Origin of the sequence: Streptomyces sp. NPDC041068 (assembly GCF_040647455.1) — a bacterium.
Lineage (GTDB): Bacteria > Actinomycetota > Actinomycetes > Streptomycetales > Streptomycetaceae > Streptomyces.
Genome location: NZ_JBEZCG010000005.1, coordinates 1 through 21,717, shown reverse-complemented (window position 1 = coordinate 21,717; position 21,717 = coordinate 1). Strand labels below are relative to the sequence as shown.

The following is a 21,717-nucleotide window of genomic DNA, read 5'->3' as shown; positions in this document are numbered from 1 at the left end:
GGACTCCGGGGGGGGATCGGGGTGGTTCGGGGAGTTCGAGAGCTCGGGAGTCCGGGAGCTCGGGAGTCCGGGAGCTCGGGAGCTCGGGAGCTCGGGAAGCTACGCGGGAACGGCTCGCCGCCTGCGTCGTCGTAGGGCGTCCCGGGCCCACGCCGCGAAGGCAAGGCCCGCGCTCGCCGCCGCGGAGCCCATGACCTGCACGCGGGCGTCGGCGTCGGTCAGCATCAGCGCCAGCACGGCCACGACGCCCGCCAGGGTCAGCCAGGTCAGATAGGGGAAGCCCCACATCCGGACCGTCAGCCGCTCGGGGCTCTCCTGCTCCAGGCGTCGGCGGAGCCGCAGCTGGGACGCGGCGATCAGCAGCCAGACGACGAGCAGCACGGCCCCGACGGTGTTGAGCAGGTAGAGGAAGACCGTGTCCGGCCAGACCAGGTTCAGCAGGACGGAGAGGAAACCGAAGCCCACCGACGCCAGCACGGCCCGGTGGGGCACACCGCCCCGGTTGAGGGCGAGGAGGGAGCGGGGGGCCTCACCGCGCTCGGCGAGGGAGAAGATCATGCGAGAGGCGCCGTAGAGGTTGGCGTTGATGGCCGAGAGCAGTGCCACGACGACGACCACGTTCATGATCTGGCCCGCCGCCGGGATGCCGATGTGGTCGAGCACGGCCACGTACGGGCTCTTGCCGATCTCGGAGTCGTCCCAGGGCAGCAGGGTGACGACGACGGCCAGCGAGCCGACGTAGAACAGCAGGATGCGCCACACCGCGCTGCGCACCGCCCGGCCCACCGCGCGCGCCGGGTCCTCCGACTCGGCGGCGGCGATGGTGAGGACCTCGAGCCCGCCGAAGGCGAAGGTGACCGCAAGGACGCCCGCGACGACTCCGCTCCAGCCGTGCGGCAGGAAGCCACCGTGGCCGGTGAGGTTGGCGAGGCCGACCGGCTGCGAATCGGGCAGCACGCCGAGGACCGCGAGCAGGCCGAGCGCGAGGAAGCAGACGATGGCGCCGACCTTCAGCGCCGCCGCCCAGAACTCGAGCTCGCCGAAGTTCTTCACCGACGACAGGTTCGCGGCCGTGAAGAAGCTGATGAACAGCAGCACCCAGGCCCACTGGGGCACCGCGGGCAGCCAGCCGGAGGCGATGGCGGCGGCGCCGGTCGCCTCGACGGAGAGCACGACGACGAGCATCAGCCAGTACAGCCACCCGACGGTGAACCCCGCCCAGCGGCCGAACGCCCGCTCCGCGTGCACGGAGAACGAACCGGGCGTGGGGATGGCCGAGGACATCTCGCCGAGCATGCGCATCACCAGCAACGCGAGGGTGCCGGCGATGGCGTAGGAGAGCAGGATCCCGGGTCCCGCCAGGGCCACACCGGCGCCGGAACCGACGAACAGACCGGCACCGATCACTCCGCCCAGGCCCAGCATGGTCAAGTGGCGCTGTTTGAGGGCGGCGGGCAGCGTGCTGCCGTCCGTGGGACGGGAGGCGGTCGAGGCGCCCGAGGCAGCCGACGCGCCCGAGGCAGCCGACGCGGTCGAGGCAGCCGACGCGGTCGGGGTGGCCGAGCTGGTCGGGGCGGTGAGAGCGGTGAGGGCGGTCGGTGCCGGTGGGGCCGACGGGGACGGCGATGCCGTGCGCCGCCCTCCTGCGCCGGCCATCGAGGCGGGAATGGTCACGTGAGTCTCCGTCTCCTGCGGTTCGTCGGCCCGGCCGGCGGACAGCGGCTTCGCTGCGCGCAGGCGGCGGGCCGCGCGGGGTCGGCCCGTTGGGCCGACGGCACGGAGACCCTAGGGAGGGGACTTTTCGACTCGTTATCGAAGTCTTTTGGTCAGAGCAGTCGTCGGGTGCTCGTCACTCCCCGCCCCCTTCCATGCCCGCCGGACGCAGCAGCGGGAGTTGGGCGGCCGGTGCCAGACGGGGGAGGACCAGGCTCCAGACGCGTGCCACCCACTCGTTGGGCGTCTCGCCGGGGATTCCCTCCGGCTCGCCGTCCCGGGAGAACAGCTCCGCGCCGGCGACCAGGGAGAGGACCAGCGCGGCCACCGAGTCCGAGTCCGTCTCCGGCAGGAGGCTCCCGTCGGCCTTGGCCCGCTCCAACAGGGTGCGTATCGCGTCCAGCCAGTCCTCGTAGCAGTCGGGCCGGGAGCGCTCGGGGAACTCGGAGTCGCGGGAGAGGCGTGCGTCGGCCCGGATGAGCGGGTCGGTCCACAGCGCGTGGGCCAGGGCGTGGGCGATGTCGATCACCGTCTGCAGGGCCAGTACGGGCCGCCGGGCGAGTTCGTCGACAGCGGCGGCCGAGGCCGCGCGGGCCTCGGTGCGGACGGCCTGGGCCAGCTCCGCCTTCGTGGAGAAGTGGAAGTACAGGGCGCCCTTGGTCGCCCCCGCCGCCTCACTGATCTTCGACAGCGTGGCGCGTTCGTACCCGATGCGGTCGAAGACCTCCGCGGCCCCCCGAATCAGCGCCCTGCGGGTCCGTTCGGCCCTCTCCTGCAGCTCCACCTGCCACCACCTCAGCGTTTTCCCTTGGTCAACAACGACCCAAGACTAAACAGGCCGCGCGGTTTCTTCCAGCCGGTCGGCCCGATTTTTCAAGGCCCAGCACCTGCGTAGGGGCAGGCCAACGCGAGATCGACACTTTGACAAACCAGCTGGCTGGTTTTTTACTGGCTCTGCCCACACCCGGGCATCCGACTCGGCGCCGTACAAACACGGCATCGAACGTGGGACGCGGAAGCACCCGGCACCACCACCGCACGGGGCGCCGCCGCGCGCCGCCCGACGGATCCCACACGACGAAGGAAGCATCTGTGAGCAGACCCGCCGTCCTCATCACCGAAGACATCCGTCGCGAGGAACTGCTGCGCGTCGCAGCGGACGCGCTCGGTCCCGAGTGCGCGGTACACGTCTGGGACACCGCAGCGCCCCTGTCGCCGCACGGCGCGGAGGCGCAGGCCGAGGCACTGATCGCCGGCCCGGACGACCGGATCGACGCCGACGTCATCGGCACACTGCCCCGGCTGCGGGTCGTCGCCGTGGCAGGCGAACACACGGACAACGTCGACCTCTCCGCCGCCACCCGGGCCGGAGCCGCCGTCGTACGGGCACCGGTCGCGGCCGACAGCGCCGCCGAACGGACCGTGGCCCAGCTGCTCGCGGTGGCCCGGCACACACCCGCGGCGGGCACGGCGGGCTCCGCAGGCACGGCGGGCGCGGCGGGCGGCGTGGAACTCGCCGGCAAGGTGCTCGGCGTCATCGGCCTCGGGCCCGTCGGGGAGCGGGTGGCGGCCCGCATGTCCGCCTTCGGGATGCACGTGCTCGCCCACGATCCGTCGGACGGCGAAGGCGCGGACGACCCGGCGGGCGGCGAAGACACGGACGGCCCGGCGGGCGGCCAGATCGCGAGCCTGACCCTCGTCGGGCTCGATGAGCTGCTGCGTCGCTCGGACTTCCTCACCGTGCACACGCCGGTCGTCGGAGCGCGTGAACTGGGCCTCGCGAAGCCCGGGACGCGCCTCGTCGACGCCGTGAGCGGCGGAGGCGTGAGCCGCGGGGGCGTCAGCCGCGGGGGCGTCAGCGGCGATGGCATCAGCGTCGATGGAGTCAGCGGCGGTGTGGACGAAGCGGCGCTGCTCGCCGCGCTCGATGAGGGCCGGGTCGCGGCCGCCGCCGCAACCGGCCCGGCGCTGGCGCACCACCCCTCGGTGGTGACGCCCCCGCCCGGGGCCGCCACCGTCGAGGCACGGCGGCGGGCCACCTCCTTCGCCGCGGATGCCGCGCGACGCGCGCTGGCGGGCGAACCGACTCCCGGAGCCGTCAACCTCCCGGTCGGCGCGGTGCCGGAGGCCGTCCGGCCCTGGCTCGCGCTGGCCGCGCGGCTCGGCCATGTGGCGGGCGTCCTGGCGGGCGGTTCGCCGCGAGCCATCGACGTCGAGAGGGGCGGGCCGGACGCCGGTGCGGGCGGGGCGGCCCTGCGGATCGCTGCGCTCACCGGGGCGCTGGGCGCCGGTTCCGGCGCGGCCCTGACCCCCGTCGAGGCGGTGGGGCTCGCGGCCGAGCGCGGATGCGAGGCGGAGTTCCGCCCGTCGGCCGACCCGCAACCGGTGCTGCGCACAAGGGTCGTGGGAGGCGAGGGGAACGAGGTCTCGCTGGCCGCGTCGCTGGATGAGGGCACGGGCGAGCACCGGCTGACCGAGGTCGACGGGATGGACGCGGACCTCGTGCTCGGGAAGCACCTCGTGGTGCTGCGGTGTGCGGACGGGCCCGGTGTGCTCGGGCGGGTGGCGGGCACGTTGGCGGATGCGGGGGTGGACATCCTGGCGATGCAGGTGGTCCGTGGTGACGGTGACGCGGCGGCGCCGACCGCCTTGCTGACCGTGGACGCGGCCGCCTTGCTGACCGTGGACGCGGCCGCCTTGCTGACCGTGGACGCGGCCGCCTTGCTGACCGTGGACGCGGCCGCCTTGCTGACCGTGGACGCGGCCGTCTCCGACGAGGTACTCGACCGTGTGGTGCGGGCTGCCGGGGCCCGGCACGGGTGGGCTTTCACCGAGGGAGGGAAGCCCCGGTCCCGCCCCTTCACCGTTTCTCCCCCGGCTGCCGCCGGGAGTGGACCCAAGGGCTTGGCCCCGGACCGCGAGGGAGTGCGGGCCCGTGGGCCGGTTCGGGCCCACCCGTTCCTCGGGGCGGAACTGGTGGGCGCACACCCGGGCGGGGGAAGCCGTGGTTGACACGGACAGCGACAGAACAGCGGTACGGGCAAGAACAAGGGGGCGGACATGACAGAGGTGGCGGCGTACGCGCAGCAGCCGGAGGAGCAACAGGGCACCCTCGGCATGGAGTTCGGCATACTCGGGCCACTGCAGGTGACCGTGGGCGACCGGCAGGTGCCCGTCGGCGGGCCGCGGCAGCGGACGATCCTGGCGATGATGCTGCTCGCCCAGGGGCAGGTGGTCTCCGTGGACCGCCTGGTCGACGTGGTGTGGGACGGGCGCCCCCCGGCCACCGCACGGACCCAGGTGGCGATCTGCATCGCCGGGCTGCGCAAGACCTTCAAGGCGGCGGGCTGCGCCGAGGACCCGATCGTCACCGCGCACCCGGGCTATCTGCTGCGGATGGCGGGCCACCGGGTCGACGCCGTGGACTTCGCCGCGCTGGTCGGCGAGGCTCAGCAGGCCGCGCGGGAGGGGCGGGCCGCCGGTGCCGAAGAGCTCTACCGGCGGGCGCTCGGGCTGTGGCGCGGACCCGCCCTCGCGGGCGTGGCGGGCCGGCCGATGGAGGGCGAGGCGACGCACCTGGAGGAGCACCGGCTCGCCGCGTACGAGGAGTGGTCGGAGCTGCGCCTCGGGCTCGGCCAGCACCAGGCGCTGATCCCCGAGCTCGCCGACATGACCCGTGAGCACCCGCTGCGCGAACGGCCGCGCACCCAGCTGATGCTGGCCCAGTACCGGGCGGGCCGGAGGGCCGAGGCGCTCGAGGTCTTCCGGGAGGGCCGCAGCCGCTTCATCGAGGAGCTGGGCCTCGAACCCGGCCCCGCGCTCATCGAGCTGCACGACGCGATCCTGCGCGACGACCCCGCCCTGACGCTCACCCGCGTCCCGGAGGCGTCGGCCCGGATCGCCGAGCCCTCGGTGATCCCCGCGCACCTCCCGTCGGCAGGGCCCGTCTTCGTCGGCCGGCAGCCCGAACTCGCCGCGCTCGACGCGCTCGTACGGGATGACACACACCCGCGGCCGGGGGAGCAGCCGCCCGTGATCGGCTTCGTCAGCGGCATCCCCGGGGTCGGCAAGACGAGCCTCGCGCTGCGCTGGGCCCACCGGTACGCGGGAGAGTTCCCCGACGGCCAGCTCTTCGCCGACCTCGGTGGACGGGGCGGCCAGGAGCAGGTCGCCGCCGGGGACGTCCTGGCCCGTTTCCTGCGCGCCCTCGGCGTGCCCGACGACCGGGTGCCCGCGGACCTCGGCGAGCGGGAGGCGCTCTACCGCAGCGTGCTCGCCACCCGCCACATCCTGCTGGTCCTGGACGACGCCCAGTCCTTCGAGCAACTGCGGCCCCTGCTGCCGGGCAGCGGCCGCTGCCGTGTGGTGGTCACCAGCCGGGCGCAGCTGGACAGCGCGGCCGCGGCGTGCGGCTCGGTACGGCTCAACCTCGGCATGCTTCACGAGAGCGAGGCCGTGGAACTCCTTGCCCGGGTCGCGGGCGAGGAGCGGATCGCGGCCGAACCCGCCCACACCGCCCGGCTGGCGGCCCTGTGCGACCGGCTGCCGCTGGCGCTGCGCATCGCGGCGTCCCGCCTTGCCGCCAAGCCGCACTGGACGGTCCGGCACCTGACGGCCCGCCTCGCCGACGACCGGCGCCGGCTGTCCGAGCTGTGCGAGGGCGACCCGGCGCTGCGCGCCGGCTTCGACCTCGGCTACCGGCGGCTGCCGCCGGACGCGGCGGCGATGTACCGGAGGCTGGGGCTCCTTGAGGCGCCCGACTTCGCGGCCTGGGCCGGAGCCGCGGTGCTCGACACCGACGTGGCGGAGGCGGAGCGGCTGATGGAGTACCTGGTCGACGCCCAACTGCTGCGCACCGTCGGGATGGACGCCACGGACAACCTGCGCTACCGGCTGCCGGACCTGCTGCGGCTGCACGCCCGCGAGCGCGCCGAGGCGGAGGAGCCTGCCGACGAGCGGGACCGGGTGCTCGACCGGGTGCTGCGCTCATGGCTGACGATCGCCGAAGAGGCGTACCGCCGGGAGAACGGCGGCAAGCGGCTGCCGCGGCAGCGCACCACGCTGCGCCGCCGGATCGAGACCGGCTACCTCGACGAGCTGCTGGCCTCGCCCCACGAGTGGCTGAAGGCGGAGCAGCGCGCCCTGAAGTCGGTGATCGCGCAGTCCAGGGCGCTGGGCAGGGACGAACTGGCCTTCGACCTCGCCCTGTCCACGGGACTGCGGGACGCGGGGGTCTCCGCGAGGAAGGCCCGTGCGCGTCTGGCCGTGGCGTGAACTGCCCCTGTTGCTGGAGGAGTACGCCGGACGCGAGGGAGGGCCGGGCGGGTGCTGATGACAGCACCCGCCCGGCCCTCCCTCGTTTCCGCAGCACGCGGGCGAACCGCCGCCTCAGAAGTCGTCCAGCTCCACGCTGGTGAACTCCTGTGCCGTGCGGTAACCGAGCCGCCGGTAGAGCCGCAGCGCGGCGTCGTTGCCGGAGTGCACCGACAGGGTGCAGAACGCCTCGCCCTTCTCCAGTACGTACCGGGTGAGCCGGCCGGTGACCGCCGCGCCCAGGCCCTGCCCCCGCAGCGCGGGCGCGGCGGCGATGGAGGCGAGGTGGGCGACGCCGGTACCGGGCCGCCGCTGGAGCGCGCCGACGGCTGCCAGGGCGCCCTCGGGGGTACGGATCGTGGCCCACACCTCCACCTGCGGGTCACCGGGGCGTACCGCGTAGCCGGGGCTGGCCTCGGTCAGCAGAGCGCTCAGCTCGGCGTGGCTCGCGTCGTCCCCCATGCGGACGCGCTCCTCCGACGGGTGCGACGCGGGGGCCTGGGCGGTGGTCATCAACTCCCAGTGCTCGTACGGTGCTTCGTCCTCCGGGATCACGCCGTCGATGCCGTCCAGGGCGGTGCCGCGCGGCACGGTCAGGCCGTAGGGCCGCGAGGGGAGGCCGGGCAGGACGGCGTGCAGCAGGGCCGCGGCCCGGTCCGGGGCGCCGACCGCCGTGATCCACTCGGTGGGTTCGGGCCCGGGGGCGGTGCCGTAGGCTGCGGCGCCCGGTACGGACCAGGCGGTGCCGCTCCAGTCCGGGGTGATCAGGCCCGCGGTCCAGGGGTCGCCGGCCGCCGCGAGCAGCCCGGCGCCGTCGCGGTGCGCGATGACGGTCAGCACGCGGCCTCCCCCGTGCTCCGCGCCAGACGCGTGGCGATGTCGTCGAGCAACTCGGCCTCCCGCGGCACCAGATAGAAGTGGTCGCCCGCGAAGCCGCGCGCGGCGAAGCCCGCCCCGGCGACGGCGGACCAGGCGAACGCCTCGGGCTCCGACTGTCCCTCGTCGCCCTCGCCGTAGTAGGCGGTGACGGGTACGGCCAGCGGGCGGGTGGTGGCCGTACCCGCGTAGGCGTCGAGCATCCGGTAGTCGGCGCGCAGCACGGGCAGGGCCAGTTCGCGCAGCTCCGGGTGGTCGAGGGCGGCCGAGCTCGGCGCGCCGCGCCCCCGTACGTGTGTGATCAGGGCGTCGTCGTCGAGGTCGCCGAGCCCGGAGCGGCGCAGCCGGTGGGGGGCGGAGCGGGCGGAGACCAGCAGGGCCGCGGGGGCGCGCCCGTGCTCCGAGGCGAGCCGGTGCGCCACCTCGTGGGCGACGGAGGCGCCCATGCTGTGGCCGAAGAGGGCGAGCGGCCGATCGGCCGACGGAAGCAGGTCGGCGGTGACGGCGTCGACGAACTCCCGCATGCTCGTCGCGCACGGCTCCGCGATCCGGTCCTCGCGGCCCGGGTAGCGCACGGCGAGGACCTCGACGTCGCCGGGCAGGCCGTCCGGCCAGGTACGGAAGAAGCTCGCGGTGCCGCCCGCGTGCGGGAAGCAGACGAGCCGGACCCGCGGCGCCGCCACGGGCCGCAGGACGCGCAGCCAGTGCCCGGTCACGCGCGCCTCCGGTACTGCCACACCGACAGGCCCGCGAACAGCGCGGTCAGGCCGACGCTCCAGGCGAGGGCGCCGAGGATCTGGTGGGCCACCGGGCCGCCGATGAGCAGGTTGCGGGCCCCGTCCACCACCAGCGTCATGGGGTTGTTGGCGACGAGCACGCGCAGCCACTCGGGCATGGTGCCCGGGTCGGCGAAGATCGAACTGCCGAACTGGAAGGGGACCATGGCGAGCATCCCCACGCTCTGCACGGTCTCGGGGGCCCGCGCGGCGAGGCCGATGTAGGCGTGCATCCAGCACAGCGCCACGCCGTAGGCCAGGATCAGCCCGATGGCGCCCAGCGTCTCCACCACACCGGTGTGCACCCGGAAGCCGATGAGGAACGCGAAGGCGAGGATCACGAGCAGGCTCACCAGCATCCGGACGGTGTCCGCGACGATGCGCCCGGCAAGGACCGCGGAGCCCGCCATCGGCAGGGAGCGGAAGCGGTCCATCACGCCGTTGCCGAAATCGGAGTTGATGCTGATGCCAGAGGTGCGGGAGGCGATGGTGATGCTCAGCGCCATGATGCCCGGCATCAGGTACTGCCGGTACTCCGACGCACTCCCCGAGATCGCGCCGCCGAAGCCGTAGACGAAGATCAGGGCGAAGATCAGCGGCATCAGGGTGGCGTCGAGGATCTGTCCCGGACTGGCAAGCACCTTGCGGAGGTTGCGGCGGGCGATGGCCAGGGTGTGCCGGACGGCCTCCCCCGGTCCTGGGACGCCTGCCGGGGCCAGGCCCGGGGCGGCCTCGACGGCCGCGCGTCCGCTGGTGATCACGCTCATGCCGCGCTCCTCTTGGTGTCGTCCGACCGGCCGCCGTCCGCCGGGGTGTTCTCCGCCGAGGCAGCCGAAGCCGCCGAGGCCGCCGGGTCCGCCGAGCCGCCCCGCGTTCCGGTGAGCGTGAGGAAGACCTCGTCGAGGCTCGGCACATGGGTGCCCAGGTCCGCGACCGGGATGCCCGCCGCGCCCAACGCCCGTACGGCGGTGGTGAGTCCGCCGCCGCCCTCGGGCAGCGGCAACTGGACCAGGCCCGCGGCCTCGTCCGCCTCGGCCGGGCCCGCACCGCAGGCCCGCAGCACCGCCCGTACCTCGGCCAGCTGCCGGGGGTCCTCGGGGACCACCCGCAGTACCTGTCCGCCGACGCGCGCCCGCAGATCGGCGGTGGCGCCCGAGGCGATCACCTCACCGCGGTCGATGACGACCAGCGAGTCGGCGAGCGCCTCGGCCTCCTCCATGTACTGGGTGGTGAGCAGCACGGTGGTGCCCGCCTCGGCCAACACCCGTACCTCGTCCCACAGTTCGTTGCGGCTGCGGGGGTCGAGCCCGGTGGTGGGCTCGTCGAGGAAGAGCACCTTGGGGTCGCCGACCAGGCTCACCGCGATGTCGAGGCGGCGCCGCATGCCGCCGGAGTAGCCGCGGGCGGGCCGCCCGCCGGCCTCGGTGAGGGAGAAGCGCTCCAGCATCTCGTCGGCCCTGGCGCGCGCGGCACGCCGCGACAGGCCGACCAGGCGGCCGACGAGGTAGAGGTTCTCCCAGCCGGAGATGTCCTGGTCCACCGACGCGTACTGACCGGTGAGCCCGATCAGCGAACGCACCTGGCGGGCCTGGCGCACCACGTCGTAGCCGTGGATCTCCGCCCGTCCGCCGTCCGGCCGGATCAGCGTGGACAGCATTCTCACGGTCGTGGTCTTGCCCGCGCCGTTGGGACCGAGCAGGCCGAGCACACTGCCCGCCTGCACCTCCAGGCTGACGCCTTGTACTGCGGGGGTGCCCGCGAAACTCTTGACCAGATTCTCGATCCGGATCGCCGTCGTCATCGGATCCTTTCGAATTCTCACCGGAATACCGGGAGAGCGGGTGGGCACGGACAACACCGGCTGCGACCACAAGCAGCGGAAGGGCAACCGGCGGGCAGACGCTAGTGGGCCCGAATATTGGCGGCATATCGCGCGCTTATCCCCACGAGGCCGACCGGCATGAAAAGCCGTCAATAACGCGTCGAAAACACGGCTCACTACCTTCCATGAACAGATCGCACGACGCCGTACCGGCAATGAGCGAATGAGGAGTCGGATTCATGGAAGGTGTGCCGATGCGGAATTCCGAGCGGCCGGAGGGCCGGACGGCCCGCACCGACGGTCCCTTGGGCGCACGCACCGGGTGCGGGGCGTACGGATCGCTGCCGGACCGGATCGCCGTGCACGCGGCCCGCACGCCGGAGAGGACCGCGCTGTCCGGCGCGGGCCGCCGCTGGAGCTACCGCGACCTGGAGGCGGACACCAACCGCCTTGCGCACCGGCTGCGTTCGGAGGGTGTCGGTGCGGGCGACACCGTGGCCGTGCACGCCGAACGCGACCCGCTCCTGCTGGTCGCACTGGTCGCGATCGTCAAGGCGGGCGCCGCGTTCACCGTCCTCGACGCCTCCCACCCGGCCGCGCGGATCGCCGACTGCGCCGCGCAGGTGGCTCCCCGCGCCTGGCTGAGCTGCGCCGCGGCGGAGCTGCCGGAAGCGGTGGGCACCGCCCCGGTCGTCCGGCTGCGCGACGAGCCCGGCGCGATCGCCGCCGAATTCCCGGACACCGCCCCCGAGTTGGCCGACGCCGACCCGTGGCGCACCGCGTACGTCGCCTTCACCTCCGGCACCACCGGCCGCCCGCGCGCCGTGCTCGGCGCCTGGGCGCCGGTCGCCCACTTCCTCGACTGGTACGCCGCCGCCTTCGCGCTGACGGCCGACGACCGCTTCGCCGCGCTGTCCGGGCTCGGCCACGACCCGCTGCTGCGCGACCTGTTCGCCCCGCTGTGGGTCGGCGCGGAGGCGCACGTCCCCGACGTGCCGCCGTCGGACGCCGCAGGCCTCGGCCGCTGGCTGGCCGACCGCGAGATCACCGTCGCCCACCTCACGCCCGGCCTCGCCGACGCCCTCGCCGACGCGGCCCCGGCCGGAGGCCTGCCCCGGCTGCGCCAGGCCGGTTTCGGCGGCGAGGCACTGGGCTGGCACACTGCCCGCGCCTGGGCCGAACTCGCCCCTGCCGCCCGCCTCTTGAACCTCTACGGCGCCACGGAGACCCCGCAGGCCATCTCGGTCCTGGTCGTCCGCGCGCCGGGCGCCCCGCTGCGCCCCGAGTCCGGCGCCCGCGTCCCGCTGGGCCCCGGCATCGACGGCGTGACCCTGCTGATCCGCACCGACGACGGCACCCTCGTCGCCTCCGACGCCCCCGAGGCGGCCGGTACGACGGGTGAACTCGTCGTCCGCACCCGCTTCCTGGCCCGCTACGCGGCGGACTCCTCCCAGGAGCCCACCGCGCACAGGGGCGGCACCGAGGGCGACCACCCCACCGGAGACCTCGTCCTCGGCACCGGTGACGGTGCCCTGGAGTACCTGGGTCGCGTCGACGACCAGGTGAAGATCCGTGGCTACCGGGTGGAGCCGGGCGAGGTCGAGGCCGTCCTGCGGGCCCACCCCGCCGTCGCCCGCGCGGCCGTCACCGCCGTCGAGGACGGCTCCGGCGACCGCAGGCTCGCCGCGCACCTCGTACCGGCGTCCGGCACGGGCGTGGACGCGGTGGACGCGGTGGACGCGGTGGATGCTGTGGGCACGGTGGACACGGAGGACGTCCGCGCCTTCGCCGCCGAGCGGCTGCCCGCGTACATGGTGCCGAGCGCCTTCGCGGTCCTTCAGACGCTGCCCCTCACCCCCAACGGCAAGGTCGACCGCGCCGCGCTTCCGGCCATCGAGGCCCCCGCCGCAGCCCCGCGCGGACGCGCCCCGCGCACTCCGCGCGAGGAGGTACTGTGCGGCCTCTTCGCCGAGGTCCTCGGCGTCCCCGGCGTGGGCGTCGACGACGACTTCTTCGTGCTCGGCGGCCACTCGCTCAAGGCCAACCGCCTGGTCAACCGCGTCCGCCGGGTCTTCGGCGCGACGCTCTCGGTGCACGTCCTCTTCGACGCGCCCACCGTCGCCGCCCTCGCCGCGCGCCTCGACGACGCGGACGCGGGCCGCCCGGCACTGCGCCCCGCCGCGCGCCCCGCGCTCGTCCCGCTCGCCCCGGCGCAGCGGAGCCTGTGGTTCCTGCACCACATGGAGACGGAGCTCGATGACGAGTCCGCCGCCTACAACGTCGCCCTGCGCCTTCGGCTGCGCGGCACCCTCGACCGCGCCGCCCTCGCCGCCGCCCTGGCGGACGTCACCGACCGGCACGAGGCGCTGCGCACCCGCTACCCGGCCGTGGACGGCGTCCCGTACCAGGACGTCCTGCCCGTCGGCGCCCACCGCCCCGAGCTGATCGTCACCGACGGCGGACAAGACCTCGACGCGGCCGTGACCGAGGCGTCCCGGCACCGCTTCGACCTGGCCGCCGAACCCCCGCTGCGCGCCGTCCTGTTCCCCGTCGCCGACGACGAGCACGTGCTGCTCCTGCTGCTGCACCACATCGTCACCGACGGCGGTTCCCTGGCCCCGCTCAGCCGCGACCTGTCCACGGCCTACGCCGCCAGGCTCGGCGGCCGCGCGCCGCGCTGGACACAGCTGCCGGTGCAGTACGCCGACTACGCGCTCTGGCAGGAGGAGATCCTCGCCGACACGGCCGAAGAGGGTGTCGTGGCCCGCCAGTCCGCGTACTGGAAGGAGCGCCTCGCGGGGCTCCCCGAGGTCCTGGAACTGCCCACCGACCGGCCTCGCCCGGCCGTCGCGAGCAACAAGGGCGGCCTCGTGCCGCTCGCCGTGGACGCGGAGCTCCACGAGGGCCTCACCCGCCTCGCCCGCAAGAGCGGCACGACCGTCTTCATGACCGTGCAGGCGGCCCTCGCCGCCCTGCTCACCCGCCTCGGCGCGGGCACCGACATCCCCATCGGCACCGCCACGGCAGGGCGCGGCGACGAGTCCCTCGACGACCTCGTGGGCATCTTCGTCAACACCCTCGTCCTGCGCACCGACACCTCCGGCGACCCCAGCTTCCAGCAGCTCCTCGCCCGGGTGCGCGCCGGTGACCTGGCCGCGTACGACCACCAGGACCTGCCCTTCGAGCGCCTGGTCGAGATCGTCAACCCGGTCCGTTCGCTGGCCCACCACCCGCTGTTCCAGACCATGCTGACCTTCGCGGGCACCGCGCGCCCCGAGTTCGCGCTGCCGGGTCTGAGCACCGAACTGACCACCGTCGACAAGCGGGTGGCCAAGTTCGACCTGTCCTTCGTCCTGCAGGAGAACCACGCGGGCGACGGCACCCCCGAGGGCATCACCGGCAGCCTGGAGTACGCCGCCGACCTCTTCGACGCCGAGGGCGCGCGGGCCGTCGCCGACCGCCTGGTGCGGCTGCTCGCCGCCGCCGTCGCCGCGCCGGACGCCCCCATCGGCACGCTTGAGATCCTCTCCGCCGAGGAGCGGCACCAGCTGCTCTCCGGCTGGCACGGCGCCTCCCGCGAGGTCGCCGAGACCACGCTCACCGAGTTGTTCGAGGCACAGGCCGCCCGTACGCCGCACGCCACCGCCGTGGAGCACGCGGGCACCACGCTCACCTACGCCGAGCTCGACGAGCGCGCCAACCGCCTCGCCCGGCACCTCGTCGGCCTGGGCGTCGGCCCGGAGCGCTATGTCGCCGTCGCGCTGCCGCGCTCGGTGGACCTGGTCACCACCCTGCTCGCCGTGGTCAAGGCGGGCGGTGCGTACCTGCCCCTCGACCTGTCCTACCCGGCCGAGCGGACCGCGTTCATGCTGTCCGACGTCGCGCCCGTCACCGTCGTCGCCCATGCCGGGCAGCTGGCGGACCTGACGGCCGCAACGGACCTCGCCGGGCTGCCGGAGCCGCTCCGCCCGCTGGTCCTCGACGACGACGCGACGGCCGCGCGGCTCGCCGCCACCCCCGCGCACGCCGTCACCGACACCGAGCGCCTGGCCCCGCTGCGCCCGTCCAACGCCGCCTTCACCATCTTCACCTCCGGTTCCACAGGACGCCCCAAGGGCGTCATGGTCGAGCACCGTTCCCTCGCCCTCTACCTGGCGTGGGTGCGGGAGGCGTACGACTCGGTCGACGGCCGGGCCCTGGTCCACTCGCCGGTCTCCTTCGACCTCACCGTGACCGGCCTGTTCGCCCCGCTCACCTCGGGCGGCTGCGCCCACCTCGTACGCCTGGACGGTCGAACGGCGCCGGAGGAGGTCACCGACGCGACGCGCCCGACCTTCGTCAAGGCCACGCCGAGCCATCTGCCGCTGCTCCTTGAGCTCGACGACCGCTTCTCGCCCACGCGCCAGCTGGTCCTGGGCGGCGAGTCCCTGATGGGCGAGGTCCTCGACCTGTGGCGGGCCCGCCACCCCGAGGCCACCGTCATCAACGAGTACGGGCCGACGGAGACCACCGTCGGCTGCACCGAGTACCGCATCGAGCCGGGCGACACCGTGCCGTCCGGCGTGGTGACCATCGGCCGCCCGATCTGGAACACCCGCATGTACGTGCTCGACGCCGCGCTGCGGCCGGTGCCCGCCGGCGTGCCCGGCGAGCTGTACATCGCGGGCGACCTGGTCACCCGCGGCTATCTGGGCCGCCCCGCGCTCACCGCGGGCCGCTTCGTGGCCGACCCCTACGGCCCGGCCGGGTCGCGCATGTACCGCAGCGGCGACGTGGTGCGGTGGGCCCGTGACGGCCAGCTGCAGTTCGTCAGCCGGGTCGACAACCAGGTGAAGCTGCGCGGCTTCCGCATCGAACTCGGCGAGATCGAGACGGTGTTGGGCTCGCACGAGAACGTCACCCAGGCCGCCGTCATCGTCCGCGAGGACCGCCCCGGCGACCGCCGTCTCGTCGCCTACGTCGTCGGCGACACGGCAGGGCTGCGCGAGTTCGCCGCCGCCGAACTGCCCGAGTACATGGTCCCTTCGGCCTTCGTGACGCTCGACGTGCTGCCGCTGACCCCCAACGGCAAGCTCGACCACCGCGCCCTGCCCGCGCCCGACTACTCCGACGCGGCCGCCGGGGGCGGCCGGACGGCGCGCACGCCGCGCGAGGAGATCCTCTGCGGTCTCTTCGCCGAGGTCCTCGGCCTGGACACGGTCGGCGTGGACGCGAGCTTCTTCGCGCTCGGCGGCCACTCCCTGATGGCCACCCGCCTCATCAGCCGCGTGCGCACCGTCTTCGGCGCCGAACTGCCTATCCGGGCCCTGTTCGAGGCCCCGACCGTGGAGCGGCTCGCCGAGCGGCTCGCGGAGGCGGGCGAGGCGCGCGCCGCGCTCGTCCCCATGGAGCGCCCGGAGCTGCCGCCGCTCTCCCACGCCCAGCACCGGCTGTGGTTCCTGAACCGCCTGGAGGGGCCGAACGCCACGTACAACGTGCCACTGGCACTGCGCCTGACCGGCACCGTCGACGAGGACGCCCTGCGCGCCGCGCTCGGTGACGTCGTCGCCCGCCACGAGAGCCTGCGCACCGTCTTCCCCGAGGTGGACGGCGAACCGCGCCAGCAGATCCTGCCCGCCGAGGCGGCCGTGCCGGAGCTGACGGTCACCGACCTGCCGCAGGGCGCCGACACCGACGCCGCCCTGCGCGAGGCGACCCGGTACGCGTTCGCGCTCGACTCCGAACTCCCCGTCCGCGTCACCCTGTTCCGGGAGGCCGAGGGAGACGGCGTCCTGCTCGTCCTGATGCACCACATCGCCGCCGACGGCTGGTCCACGGCCCCGCTGCTCGACGGCCTCACCACCGCCTACGCCGCCCGCCTGGACGGTACGGCCCCGAACTGGGAGCCGCTGGCGGTCCAGTACGCCGACTACGCGCTCTGGCAGCGTGCGGTCCTCGGCGACGAGAAGGACCCGCGGAGCGTCGCCGCCCAACAGTCCCGCTACTGGGCCGAGCAGCTCAAGGGCATGCCCGAGCTCCTGGAGCTCCCGGCCGACCACGCCCGCCCCGCCGTCGCATCGCACCGGGGCGAGCAGGTGGCCTTCGCCCTCCCGGCCGAAGCCCACCGGGCCGTCACCGAGCTCGCCCGGCGCACCGGGACGACCACCTTCATGGTCGTCCAGGCCGCCCTGGGCGCCCTGCTCACCCGGCTCGGCGCGGGCACCGACATCCCCGTCGGCACGGCGATCGCGGGCCGTACGGACGACGCCCTCGACGACCTCGTCGGCTTCTTCGTCAACACCCTGGTCCTGCGCACCGACACCTCCGGCGACCCGACCTTCGAGGAGCTCCTGGCCCGCGTACGGGACACCGACCTGGCCGCCTACGCACACCAGGAAACCCCCTTCGAGCGCCTCGTCGAGATCGTCAATCCGACCCGTTCGCTCGCCCACCACCCGCTGTTCCAGGTCATGCTGGTCCTGCAGAACAACGCCGAGGGCCGTCTCGACCTGCCGGGCCTCACCGCCGAGACGGTCGAACTCACGGCCGCCGCCGCGAAGTTCGACCTCTCCTTCAACCTGCACGAGCGCTTCGCGCCCGACGGGACCCCGGACGGCATCGGCGGCGCGCTCGTCCACGCCACCGACCTGTTCGACCGGCGGACCGCCGAGAACATCGCCGCGGGACTCGCCCGCCTGCTGTGCGAGGCGGCGGCCGAACCGGCCTGCCGCATAGGCGAGTTGGAGATCCTCTCCGCCGAGGAGCGCCACCTGCTGCTGACCGGCTGGAGCGGCTCGCACCGCGATGTGGCCGAGGGCTCCGTGCCCCAGCTGTTCGAGGCGCAGGCGGCCCGGACTCCGGACGCGCCCGCGCTGGTGATCGGTGACACCACCGTCAGCTACGCCGAGCTCAACACCCGCGCCAACCGGGTCGCCCACCGGCTGCTCGCCGAGGGCGTCACCCCCGAGGCGCGCGTGGCCCTGCTCCACGACCGCTCACTCGAAGCGGTGGCCTGCCTGCTCGGCGTGCTCAAGGCCGGCGGCGTCTACGTACCGCTGGACGCCCGCTACCCCGCCTCCCGCATCCAGGCCGTCCTGCGCGCCTCCGAGGCGACGGTCCTGCTCACCGACCGGCCGACCGCAGAGCTCGAACTCCCCGCCGGGATCAGGGCCGTGTCCGTCACCGACGCGGTGAGCACGGCCGCCGACCACGACCCGGGTGTCGCGGTCGACGCCGGGCAGCTCGCGTACTCGATGTTCACCTCAGGCTCGACCGGCACCCCCAAGGGCGTCGCGACCACCCACGCCAACATCGTCGCGTTCTGCGCCGACGCCACCTTCCACACGGGGCGGCACCGGCGGCTGCTGCTGCACTCCCCGCTCGCCTTCGACGCGTCGACGTACGAGCTGTGGGTGCCGCTGCTCTCGGGCGGGCAGGTCGTCATCGCCCCGCCCGGGGATCTCGACCTCCCGGAGCTGGCCCGCACCATCGTCGAGCGGGGCATCACCAGCGTCTTCCTCACGGCCGGCCTCTTCCGGCTGATCGCCGAGGAGCGCCCGGAGTGCCTGCGCGGCGTCCACGAGGTGTGGACCGGCGGCGAGGTCGTCTCGACGGCCGCGCTGCGCCGGGTGGTCGAGGAGTGCCCCGACACCACGGTCATCGACGTGTACGGGCCGACGGAGACCACCACCTTCGCCACCTTCCACCCGCTGCGCCGTCCCTACGACTACCCGGGCACGGTGCCGATCGGCGCCCCGATGGACAACACCGCGGCCCGCGTCCTGGACGCCGCGCTGCGCCCGGTCCCCGTGGGCGTGCCCGGTGAGCTCTACCTCGCCGGATCGGGCCTGGCCCGCGGCTACTTGGGCCGTCCGGACCTGACTTCGGGCCGATTCGTGGCCGACCCGTACGGACCGCCGGGTACCCGGATGTACCGCACGGGTGACCTGGTCCGCTGGGACCGGGACGGGCAGCTGCACTTCGTGGGCCGCGCCGACAACCAGGTCAAGGTCCGCGGCTTCCGCATCGAACTCGGCGAGATCGAGACCGTGTTGGGCGCGCACGAGAACGTCACCCAGGCCGCCGTCATCGTCCGCGAGGACCGGCCCGGCGACCGCCGCCTCGTCGCCTACGTCGTCGGTGACGCGGACGGCCTGCGGGAGTTCGCCGCCGGGCGCCTGCCCGAGTACATGGTCCCATCGGCCTTCGTGACGCTCGACGCGCTGCCGCTGACCCCCAACGGCAAGCTCGACCACAAGGCCCTGCCCGCCCCCGACCACACGGACCGGGACCCGGGACGCGCCCCGCGCACCCCGCGCGAAGAAGTCCTCTGCGGGCTCTTCGCCGAGGTCCTGGGGATCGAGGGTGTCGGTATCGACGACAACTTCTTCGAACTCGGCGGCCACTCCCTCCTGGCCACCCGCCTCATCAGCCGCATCCGCACCGTCTTCGGCGCGGAACTGGCCATCCGGGACCTGTTCGAAGCCCCGACCGTGGCGAAGCTCGCCGGTCACCTGGACACCGCCGCAAAGGCACGGCCGAAGCTGCGGCCGATGAAGAGGACTGTTGAGGAGACGTCATGATTCCGCTCTCTTACGCGCAGCACCGGCTGTGGTTCCTGAACCGCCTGGAGGGGCCGAACGCCACGTACAACGTGCCGCTCGCCCTCCGTCTGACCGGCGCCGTCGACGAGGACGCCCTGCGCACCGCGCTCGGTGACGTCGTCGCCCGCCACGAAAGCCTGCGCACCGTCTTCCCCGAGACCGACGGCGAACCGCGCCAGCGCATCCTGCCCGTGGCGGTGGGCGTCCCGGAGGTGACCGTGGTCCCGGTCGCGGAGGAGGCGCTCGACGGCGCCCTTCGCGAGTCGGCGGGCCACGCGTTCGCCCTGGACACCGAACTGCCCGTCAAGGCAACGCTGTTCCGCGTCGACGAGCGGCGGTCCGTGCTGCTTGTCCTGATGCACCACATCGCCGCCGACGGCTGGTCGGTCGGCAACCTGCTGCGCGACCTGTCCACCGCGTACGCCGCCCGCCTCGGCGGCGCTGCCCCGGCCTGGGAGCCGCTGGAGATCCAGTACGCCGACTACGCCCTGTGGCAGCGCGAGGTGCTCGGCGAGGAGGACGACCCGCAGAGCGTCGCCTCCCGGCAGTCGGCCTTCTGGGCCGAGGCGCTCGCGGGCGCCCCCGAGCTCCTCGACCTGCCCGCCGACCGGCCGCGCCAGGCCGTCGCGGGCCATGTGGGCGAGACCGTGCCGCTGACGGTGGACGCGGCGACGCACCGCGCGCTCGCGGAGCTGGCGCGCACCCACCGCTGCAGCCTTTTCATGGTGGCGCAGGCCGGTCTCGCCGCCCTGCTGACCCGGATGGGCGCGGGCACCGACATCCCGATCGGCACCGCCGTCGCCGGGCGCAACGACGAGGCTCTTGAGGAGCTCATCGGCTTCTTCGTCAACACCCTCGTACTGCGCACCGACGTCTCGGGCGACCCGACCTTCGCCGAGCTCGTCGACCGCGTACGGGACACCGACCTGGCCGCCTTCGCACACCAGGACATCCCCTTCGAGCGGATGGTCGAGGCCGTCAACCCGGTCCGGACGCTGGCGCACCACCCGCTGTTCCAGGTGATGCTGGTCCTGCAGAACAACTCCGAGGGCCGTGTCGACCTCCCCGGCCTGGACGTCGAGGTCGAGGACCTCAACGCGGGCACCGCCAAGTTCGACCTGTCCTTCACGCTCCACGAGCACCACGACGCGGACGGCGCTCCGGCGGGCCTGACCGGCGGTCTCACCTACGCCGTCGACCTGTACGACGAGTCGACCGCCGCGTACCTGGCGGGCTGCCTGGCCCGCCTGCTCGCGGCGGCCGCCGCCGAACCGGCGCGCCCGGTGGGCGAGTTGGAGATCCTTTCCGCCGAGGACCGCGAGCGGACCCTGGTGGAGTGGAACGACTCCGCCCGCGACGTCGCCGAGGGCACGCTGCCCGAGCTGTTCCAGGCGCGGGTCGCGAAGACGCCGGACGCGGTCGCGGCCGTGTACGACGGCACCGAGTTGACGTACGCCGAGCTCGACGAGCGCGCCAACCGCCTCGCCCACCACCTCATCGGCCTCGGCGTGGGCCCGGAGCGCATCGTCGCCGTCGCCCTGCCGCGCTCCCTGGAGTGGCTGGTGTCGGTCCTCGCGACCGTCAAGGCGGGCGGCGCCTACCTGCCGGTCGACCCCGAGTACCCGGCCGACCGCATCGCCTACATGCTGGAGGACGCCGACCCGCTGTGCGTCATCACGGCCGCGGCCATCCGCGACCGGCTCCCCGCCTCGGTGGACACGCTGGTCCTGGACGCCTCCGGCGCCTGCGCCGCCTTCCCCGCCTTCGAGGAGTCACCGCGCCACCGGCCGACGGACGCCGAGCGCACCGCGCCGCTCACCCCGGCGAACGCCGCGTACGTCATCTACACGTCCGGTTCGACCGGCCGCCCCAAGGGCGTCGTCGTCACCCACGCGGGCATCTCCAGCCTCGTCGCCGAGCAGGTCGCGGCCTTCGGGGTCGGTCCCGACAGCCGGGTGCTGCAGTTCGCCTCGCCCAGCTTCGACGCCGCGACGTGGGAAGTCTGCATGGCCCTGCTGTCCGGTGCCACGCTGGTCCTGGCCCCGCAGGAGCGGCTGCTGCCGGGCGATGCCTTGGCCGAGACCCTGGCCCGGCACGGCGTCACGCACGCCACGCTGCCCCCGGCGGCACTGGCGGTCCTGCCCGACGACGCACTGCCCGAGGGCATGACCCTCGTCGTCGCGGGTGAGGCCACCGCTCCGGCACAGGTCGAGCGCTGGTCCACCGGGCGTCGCATGATCAACGCCTACGGTCCGACGGAGACCACCGTCTGCGCCACCATGAGCGAACCCCTCTCCGGTGCCGTCAACCCGCCCATCGGGCGGCCGATCGCCAACGCCCAGGTCTACGTCCTCGACGCCCGGCTCCGTCCGGTGCCGGTGGGTGTCCCCGGTGAGCTGTACGTCGCAGGAGCGGGCCTGGCCCGCGGCTACCGCGGCCGCCCCGACCTCACCTCCGGCCGCTTCGTCGCCAACCCCTACGGCCCTGCGGGCACTCGGATGTATCGCACGGGTGACCTCGCTCGCTGGGACCGGGACGGGCAGCTGCACTTCGTGGGCCGCGCCGACAACCAGGTCAAGGTCCGCGGCTTCCGCATCGAACTCGGCGAGATCGAGACCGTGTTGGGCGCGCACGA

The 21,717-nt window shown here is 74.0% G+C and carries 10 protein-coding genes; 4 read left to right on the top strand and 6 right to left on the bottom strand.

Annotated elements, in window-relative coordinates; genetic code table 11:
* Positions 1 to 99: 99 nt before the first annotated feature.
* Entirely contained in the window at positions 100 to 1,656 is a 1,557-nt protein-coding gene (locus tag AB0B50_RS12520; RefSeq protein ID WP_362330383.1) for an amino acid permease, read from the bottom strand.
* A 193-nt stretch (positions 1,657 to 1,849) separates the two neighbouring features.
* Complete coding sequence (locus AB0B50_RS12515; protein WP_362329228.1) at positions 1,850 to 2,497, bottom strand: ScbR family autoregulator-binding transcription factor; 648 nt, start codon at positions 2,495 to 2,497, stop codon at positions 1,850 to 1,852.
* A gap of 308 nt (positions 2,498 to 2,805) precedes the next feature.
* On the opposite strand from AB0B50_RS12515, the gene AB0B50_RS12510 reads away from it, so the two are divergent.
* Positions 2,806 to 4,725: an NAD(P)-dependent oxidoreductase gene (locus AB0B50_RS12510; protein WP_362329226.1), complete on the top strand. Its 1,920-nt coding sequence runs from the start codon at positions 2,806 to 2,808 to the stop codon at positions 4,723 to 4,725.
* A 48-nt stretch (positions 4,726 to 4,773) separates the two neighbouring features.
* Positions 4,774 to 6,987, top strand: coding sequence for a BTAD domain-containing putative transcriptional regulator (locus AB0B50_RS12505; protein WP_362329224.1), 2,214 nt, complete (start codon positions 4,774 to 4,776; stop codon positions 6,985 to 6,987).
* Positions 6,988 to 7,101: 114 nt separating this feature from the next.
* Here the strand turns inward: AB0B50_RS12505 and AB0B50_RS12500 are convergent, their stop codons facing one another.
* Genes AB0B50_RS12500 through AB0B50_RS12485 form a run of 4 tightly spaced genes read right to left on the bottom strand, consistent with a single transcriptional unit; the run spans position 7,102 to position 10,479 of the window.
* Positions 7,102 to 7,866: a GNAT family N-acetyltransferase gene (locus tag AB0B50_RS12500; protein WP_362329222.1), complete on the bottom strand. Its 765-nt coding sequence runs from the start codon at positions 7,864 to 7,866 to the stop codon at positions 7,102 to 7,104.
* The gene (locus AB0B50_RS12495) at positions 7,860 to 8,618 is read right to left on the bottom strand and encodes an alpha/beta fold hydrolase (protein ID WP_362329220.1); all 759 of its coding nucleotides are present in this window, start codon (positions 8,616 to 8,618) and stop codon (positions 7,860 to 7,862) included. The genes AB0B50_RS12500 and AB0B50_RS12495 overlap by 7 nt, the downstream gene beginning before the upstream one ends.
* Complete coding sequence (locus AB0B50_RS12490; RefSeq protein ID WP_362329219.1) at positions 8,615 to 9,445, bottom strand: ABC transporter permease; 831 nt, start codon at positions 9,443 to 9,445, stop codon at positions 8,615 to 8,617. Before AB0B50_RS12490 ends, AB0B50_RS12495 begins: the two co-directional genes overlap by 4 nt.
* Positions 9,442 to 10,479: an ATP-binding cassette domain-containing protein gene (locus AB0B50_RS12485; RefSeq protein WP_362329217.1), complete on the bottom strand. Its 1,038-nt coding sequence runs from the start codon at positions 10,477 to 10,479 to the stop codon at positions 9,442 to 9,444. Before AB0B50_RS12485 ends, AB0B50_RS12490 begins: the two co-directional genes overlap by 4 nt.
* A 260-nt stretch (positions 10,480 to 10,739) precedes the next feature.
* On the opposite strand from AB0B50_RS12485, the gene AB0B50_RS12480 reads away from it, so the two are divergent.
* Together AB0B50_RS12480 and AB0B50_RS12475 are read left to right on the top strand one after the other, a co-directional pair.
* Positions 10,740 to 19,061 (top strand): amino acid adenylation domain-containing protein, encoded by an 8,322-nt coding sequence (locus tag AB0B50_RS12480; protein ID WP_362329215.1) that lies wholly within the window; start codon positions 10,740 to 10,742, stop codon positions 19,059 to 19,061.
* On the top strand, positions 19,058 to 21,717 hold a 2,660-nt coding region (locus AB0B50_RS12475; RefSeq protein WP_362329213.1), incomplete at its 3' end, for an amino acid adenylation domain-containing protein. The genes AB0B50_RS12480 and AB0B50_RS12475, both read left to right, overlap by 4 nt.

Bases quoted from the DNA above. Each gene is read 5' to 3' on its own strand.
- AB0B50_RS12520 (WP_362330383.1), bottom strand. From the start codon at position 1,656: ATGGCCGGCGCAGGAGGGCGGCGCACGGCATCGCCGTCCCCGTCGGCC.
- AB0B50_RS12505 (WP_362329224.1), top strand. From the start codon at position 4,774: ATGACAGAGGTGGCGGCGTACGCGCAGCAGCCGGAGGAGCAACAGGGC.
- AB0B50_RS12490 (WP_362329219.1), bottom strand. From the start codon at position 9,445: ATGAGCGTGATCACCAGCGGACGCGCGGCCGTCGAGGCCGCCCCGGGC.
- AB0B50_RS12485 (WP_362329217.1), bottom strand. From the start codon at position 10,479: ATGACGACGGCGATCCGGATCGAGAATCTGGTCAAGAGTTTCGCGGGC.
- AB0B50_RS12480 (WP_362329215.1), top strand. From the start codon at position 10,740: ATGGAAGGTGTGCCGATGCGGAATTCCGAGCGGCCGGAGGGCCGGACG.